Genomic DNA, 5,228 nt, shown 5'->3' with positions numbered 1-5,228 from the left:
GAGGCGATGCAGATCCTGCTGACCCTCCTCGCCGACACAAGCCAGAACCCGGACATCGCCGCTTACCGCCCGGCGATCGAGCACTACGCCAAGGATCTCGACGAGACCGTGTAACCGTGCAGAGAAGCCGATATGTGCGCTCTCTCCTGGAAGCGGTCCCGTCTTTCCTGGCTACGGTCCCGCGATCGCAGCAGCGGTCCGCCGTCTGCTCCGGTGGCTGTCGGTTCGATCGTCCGACTGCCCGTCCGGACTCCGTAGTGAGAGTCCCACTACGGAGTCCGGACGGGGCCGTGCAGCATCTCATTCGACGTAGTCGAGACTGCGGACGTAGAGGCGCTGAACGGGCTTCGCATCGATAAGGAGGATGGCGACAACGGTGTGCTGTAGAGCAAGAATGCGCTCCACGTCGTGTTCGTCCTTGCTGCGGGGCCGGGTGTTCTTGTACGGGTCTTCGCACGCCAGCCAGAGGGCGTCCTCAAACTCGCGTCGGGCACCGTCGGGGAGCGAGTCCCAGACGACCCGCACTGCCGCAGTGTGGCGAAGGCTGAACACGCGGTAAGCGTGTCAGGTCAGGCGGCGCCGCGTGAGCGAATCCGGGCAGCTGCTTCATCGAGGCGCTGCGTGCCGTCGATCCATTCGCCGGGGGGCTCCTCGCCGCGGCGGGCCGCTTCGGTGCTCTCGTCGTCGAAAGCGGCTTCGAGGTTCTTGGCGATGTGCTCCCACCGGGCGAAGACGTGCAGCAGCTCGTGGGCCGGAGCCTTGTTGATCTCGCTGAGGAAGCGTGAGGCCAGTGCGGGAGCGCCGAGAACGTCATGGATGCGGTCGATGGTCCACGGCTGGTCGGTCATCGCTGCCTCCCGGATCGAGGATTCACGGTTCGTGATTCCAGGTTGACAGTCGGAGCGTACCGCCCGGCCGGGCGGGCGGGCGGCTATCACGACGTTTACGGACGCCCGGTACCCAGCGGCGGGGCGCCCTCGTCTCACCGGGCGTGGATGATCCCTCCGCCGACCTCTCAACCGCCGGGGGACCCACCGGCCCGGGTACTGTCGGCGCACTGCCACCGGCCGACGGTCAGGCGCACCCGCCTGGCTACGCTCCCCTGCGGCGCATCCACCTCAGCAGGCCTCGCGGCTCCGACGCCCGCTCCCTCGGCTCTTCGTGGGGCAGCGTGGCGGGCGGTGCCGCGCGATCCGGTGCGGGTTCCGCAAGCCGCTCGGGTGCAGGGGCCGGCCGCGGTGCGGGGCGTGGGGCCGGGCGTTCGCCCCGGGCGCGGGAGAGGCTGATGGTGAGGTTCGCGCGCAGCCAGCGGATCTCGTCCGGGTCGTCCGCTGTCGTGATCTTCTGGATGATCTGTCCCGCCGGTGACTCGGGTGCGCCCTGGCTGAAGGATCCGGGCATCAGCCTGTGCACGTAGGCGCGTTCATACGGATCCTTGATGATCTCCGCGATCTGGACCGGGTCGAGCAGGGAGGCCACGGCCGCGGCGCGCGCCCAGGGGTCGTCGGACTGGCGCAGCAGCGCTCCTGCGTACCGGCCCCGCCAGTTGCGTGCCCGCAGGTCGACGCCCGCATCCAGTTGGGCGCGGAGCGTGCCGGAGGCGCGACCGGTGAGCAGGCCTGCGTTGGCCTCCGCACGGGCGAACTGCCGTAGTTCCTCAGCCAGATACAACCAGACGACTGCTCGGTAGCGGTTGAGATAGAACTTCACCGGTGTGATGAAGCCCGTCCGCGTGAGCCGGGTGAACCGGGCCGTGGAGATGTCCATGAGGGCCGCTCCCTCGGTGGTCCCCACGGCTCTGACGCGCTCCAGCCACGCCTCGGGAAACCCCTCCCCGGCACGGACGCGCTCGATCTCTTCGCGTGTGACGCGGCGCCGCCCGCCGGCGGTGTCTCCGACGGTGCGGATGCGTCCCAGCAGCACGGCGAGCTCGAACTCGCCGCGTTTGAGTCCCAGTTCCCGAGCCGCATGGCCCTGCGTGACCGAGGTCTGCGCTGTCGTGCCGGCGGCTTCCTGCGTGATCGTGTGACCTGCCATGATGTTGCTCCCCCGTGAGGCGTCTTTGCTCTCGGGAAAACCGTAGCGCGATCACCGCAAGCCGCGCCGACCCTGTGGATAACTCTCGCCGAGTCGGCGTTTCAGCAGGTCAGAGGTCTACTATCGATGTCCGCTCGGGCTGCCGGGCACCCACGCCGAGGTGCTCGCCGACTCGGTTGACGAGCAGTGTCATCTCGTACGCGACCTGGCCGATGTCCGCCTCCGCGGAGCTGAGGACGCACAGGCAGCTGCCGTCGCCGGCCGCGGTGACGAACAGCACCGCGTCATCGAACTCGATCATCGTCTGGCGGACGTTGCCCGCGCCGAAGTGCCGCCCCGATCCCTTGGCCAGGCTGTGCAGACCCGAGGAGACCGCGGCGAGGTGCTCCGCGTCCTCTCGTTTGAGCTCCGAGCTCGCGGCGGTGACCAGACCGTCGTTGGACAGCACCAGCGCGTGCCGCACGGGCTCCATCCGCTTGGTCAAGTCGTCGAGCAGCCATCCGAGCCCCGCGTTCTGCACCATGTTCCCGTCTCCCCGCGTCGCTGTTCCGCCTGGTAGGAGGAACTGACCTGCCAGCCTTCCCCACCATCGGCGCTCCGGCAAGCATGATGAGGACATGGCACAGAAGATGACCGATGACCAGTGGCGGGCTTTCGTCTCCCAGGGCACCCGCACCGGCAAACTGTCGACCGTCCGGGCAGACGGAAGCCCCCATATCGCACCAATCTGGTTCCTGTTGGACGGGGACGAGCTGGTGTTCAACACCGGGACGGAAACCGTCAAGGGGCGGAATCTGGCACGGGACGGACGCATCGCCCTGTGTGTGGACGACGACAAGCCCCCGTTCGCGTTCGTCGTCCTGCAGGGGCAGGCCCGGCTGAGCGACGACCTCGACGAGGTGCGGCACTGGGCGACGCGGCTCGCCGCCCGCTACATGGGTGAGGCGCGCGCCGAGGAGTTCGGCGCGCGCAACGGCGTGCCCGGCGAGCTCCTTGTGCGCGTCAGGATCGACAAGGTGGTCGCGCTGGCCGCCGTGGCCGACTGACGCCCCGGCTGCGCACCGGCCTCAGCCCACCGTGTCGAGCAGCCGGGCGGTATGCATCCGCCCGGCGTACTCGACCAGGCGTATCAGCACCTCCTTTCCCGAATCGCGGTCCCGCGCGTCGCACAGCACCACGGGGGTGCCGCGGTCGAGGTCCAGGGCCCGTGACACTTCGTGCGCACCGTACGTACGCGCGGTCGCGAAGCAGTTGACGGCCACCACGAACGGAATGTGCCGGTGCTCGAAGTAGTCGACGGCGGGGAAGCAGTCCTCGAGCCGTCGGGTGTCCGCGAGGACGACGGCTCCGAGCGCGCCCTGGGACAGCTCGTCCCACAGGAACCAGAAACGGTCCTGCCCGGGCGTACCGAAGAGGTACAGCGACAGGCCTGACCTGATGGTGATGCGGCCGAAGTCCATGGCGACGGTCGTCGTGGTCTTGCGGTCGACTCCGCCGGTGTCGTCCACCGACTGGCCGGCCTCGCTGAGCAGTTCCTCGGTGCGCAGCGGACGGATCTCGCTGACGGCGCCGACGAGCGTGGTCTTGCCCACGCCGAAGCCTCCCGCGACCAGAATCTTCAACGCCATGGCGGTCGTGTCGTCGTCGGCGTCAGAGTGCTCGGAGCCCATCGATCACCTCTCGCAGGATCTTCTCGTCGGGCATCTGTGCGGGCGGCACGGGACGGCTCACCTTCACGCAGCCCATTTCCAGCAGGTCGCCGAGCAGCACCCTGACCACGCCGACGGGTAGGTCGGCATCGGCCGCAAGCTCGGCGACCGACTGCGTCTCGGTGCGGCAGAGGTCGATGAGCGAGCGGTGTTCCGGCCCCAGCGCGGTGTCGTCGCCGGGTCCCGGCGCGTTCTCGTCCAGCGTGACCAGTGCGATCAAGTCGAAGCGCACTCCGGTGGGCCCGGATTGGGTGCGCCCGCCCGTCATCGCGTACGGACGGACCAGTGGGCCGGCCTCGTGGTCGTACCACTGGCTGCCCGCGTCGTACGGGGCGCCGCTTCTGTCCTCGGTCATCCGCGTCGACCGCCCTGCGTCATCCGGCGGCCGGTGGTTGCGGCGCGAACCGCGAGGGTGTGTAGAGATGTTCGCCCACCCGCTTGACCAGGCGCGCCATCTCGTAGGCGACCAGACCGATGTCGGCCGTCACGGAGCTGAGCACGGCGAGGCAGGAGCCATCGCCGGCCGCGGCCACGAACAGGAAGCCGTCGTCCATCTCGACCATGGTCTGGCGCACTCCCCCGGCCCCGAAGTGCCGGCCCGCGCCCTTGGCAAGGCTGTGGAATCCGGAGGCGACCGCGGCCAGGTGCTCCGCGTCCTCACGGGTGAGGGCGGTCGAGGCGCCGACGGCGAGCCCGTCATTGGACAGCACCACGGCGTGCCGTACCTCACCGACCCGCGACACCAGGTCGTCAAGGAGCCAGTCGAGTTCGCCGGACCGGCCGGCGGTGATGCTCTGATCCTCGATCATGCGGGGTCTCCTTCAGTGCTGTCACTGGCCGGGCCGGGCCCTGGAATGCCGGGGACCGCGCCGACGATGCCCGGTCGGCGACCGCCGCCCCGGGCCCAGCCGTCGCGGTAGGCGGTCATGCGCTCCCGCACCTCCTCGGGACTGCGCTCGCTGGTTTCGCGGACGCTCACGGGTCCGGCCGCGTCACCGGGGGGCCGCTCGCGCAGTTGGGGGGCCAGGCTGGCCTGGCGCACGCGGCGCGGGAGGTCGTCCGAAGGCTTCGGAACGCTGTCGGGTTCCGTTTCCGGGGCCTTGTGCAGGCGCAGTGCGGTGACGCCGGGGGCTGTGGTCTCCGGGGCTTCCGCCGACGGTGCCAGGGCGGGGCGGGCGGCCGGGGCCGGGACGGATTTGCCGTTCACCGGCGCGGCTTCGGGCACGCGCGCGTGCCGGTTCTGTTCGCGGTCACGTTCCATGGTGTGGGCTCCGGGGCTTTCCGGTGTGGCGCTCTGCAGCAGTGCGGTGGGCAGGAGGACGACCGCGGTGGTACCGCCGTAGGGGGACGTACGCAGGTGCACTTTGACCCCGTGTCGCGCGGCGAGCCTGCTGACCACGAAGAGCCCCAGTTGGTCGCTGTCGAACAGGTCGAGCGCTTCGGACTGCTCGATGCGGCGGTTGGCCTCGGCCAGGGTTTCCG

The 5,228-nt window shown here is 69.7% G+C and carries 9 protein-coding genes and 1 pseudogene; 2 read left to right on the top strand and 8 right to left on the bottom strand.

The annotated features are described in order from the left end of the window. Nucleotides 1–114, top strand: a pseudogene (locus ACQKIP_RS38965) (tetratricopeptide repeat protein); the annotation flags it as partial. 186 nt (nt 115–300) lie between these two features. On the opposite strand, the gene ACQKIP_RS38960 reads toward ACQKIP_RS38965, so the two are convergent. The 4 genes from ACQKIP_RS38960 to ACQKIP_RS38945 all read right to left on the bottom strand — a co-directional run bounded on the left by ACQKIP_RS38960 (nt 301) and on the right by ACQKIP_RS38945 (nt 2,560). After that, nucleotides 301–552: a hypothetical protein gene (locus tag ACQKIP_RS38960; RefSeq protein WP_365854475.1), complete on the bottom strand. Its 252-nt coding sequence runs from the start codon at nt 550–552 to the stop codon at nt 301–303. A 17-nt stretch (nt 553–569) separates the two neighbouring features. Beyond that, the gene (locus tag ACQKIP_RS38955) at nt 570–848 is read right to left on the bottom strand and encodes a hypothetical protein (RefSeq protein WP_365854477.1); all 279 of its coding nucleotides are present in this window, start codon (nt 846–848) and stop codon (nt 570–572) included. 244 nt (nt 849–1,092) lie between these two features. After that, nucleotides 1,093–2,037: a DUF6397 family protein gene (locus ACQKIP_RS38950; RefSeq protein ID WP_365854479.1), complete on the bottom strand. Its 945-nt coding sequence runs from the start codon at nt 2,035–2,037 to the stop codon at nt 1,093–1,095. Nucleotides 2,038–2,146: 109 nt separating this feature from the next. Next, nucleotides 2,147–2,560, bottom strand: a complete 414-nt coding sequence (locus ACQKIP_RS38945; protein WP_361182754.1) for a roadblock/LC7 domain-containing protein — start codon at nt 2,558–2,560, stop codon at nt 2,147–2,149. Nucleotides 2,561–2,654: 94 nt separating this feature from the next. On the opposite strand from ACQKIP_RS38945, the gene ACQKIP_RS38940 reads away from it, so the two are divergent. Beyond that, nucleotides 2,655–3,083 carry a PPOX class F420-dependent oxidoreductase gene (locus ACQKIP_RS38940; RefSeq protein WP_365854481.1) on the top strand — a complete coding sequence of 143 codons (429 nt, stop codon included), beginning with the start codon at nt 2,655–2,657 and terminating at the stop codon, nt 3,081–3,083. Between the two features lie 21 nt (nt 3,084–3,104). Here ACQKIP_RS38940 and ACQKIP_RS38935 read toward each other — a convergent pair whose 3' ends face one another. The 4 genes from ACQKIP_RS38935 to ACQKIP_RS38920 all read right to left on the bottom strand — a co-directional run. Then, entirely contained in the window at nt 3,105–3,707 is a 603-nt protein-coding gene (locus ACQKIP_RS38935) for a GTP-binding protein (RefSeq protein WP_365854483.1), read from the bottom strand. Continuing rightward, entirely contained in the window at nt 3,688–4,101 is a 414-nt protein-coding gene (locus ACQKIP_RS38930) for a DUF742 domain-containing protein (RefSeq protein WP_365854485.1), read from the bottom strand. The genes ACQKIP_RS38935 and ACQKIP_RS38930 overlap by 20 nt, the downstream gene beginning before the upstream one ends. Before the next feature lie 19 nt (nt 4,102–4,120). Further along, nucleotides 4,121–4,555, bottom strand: a complete 435-nt coding sequence (locus tag ACQKIP_RS38925; RefSeq protein WP_427745235.1) for a roadblock/LC7 domain-containing protein — start codon at nt 4,553–4,555, stop codon at nt 4,121–4,123. Further along, nucleotides 4,552–5,228 (bottom strand): ATP-binding protein (locus tag ACQKIP_RS38920; RefSeq protein ID WP_427745234.1); only part of this gene is annotated, 677 nt, incomplete at its 5' end. The genes ACQKIP_RS38925 and ACQKIP_RS38920, both read right to left, overlap by 4 nt.

Source organism: Streptomyces sp. NPDC059900, assembly GCF_050270335.1.
GTDB lineage: Bacteria > Actinomycetota > Actinomycetes > Streptomycetales > Streptomycetaceae > Streptomyces.
This window is presented reverse-complemented; position numbering and strand designations above follow the sequence as displayed.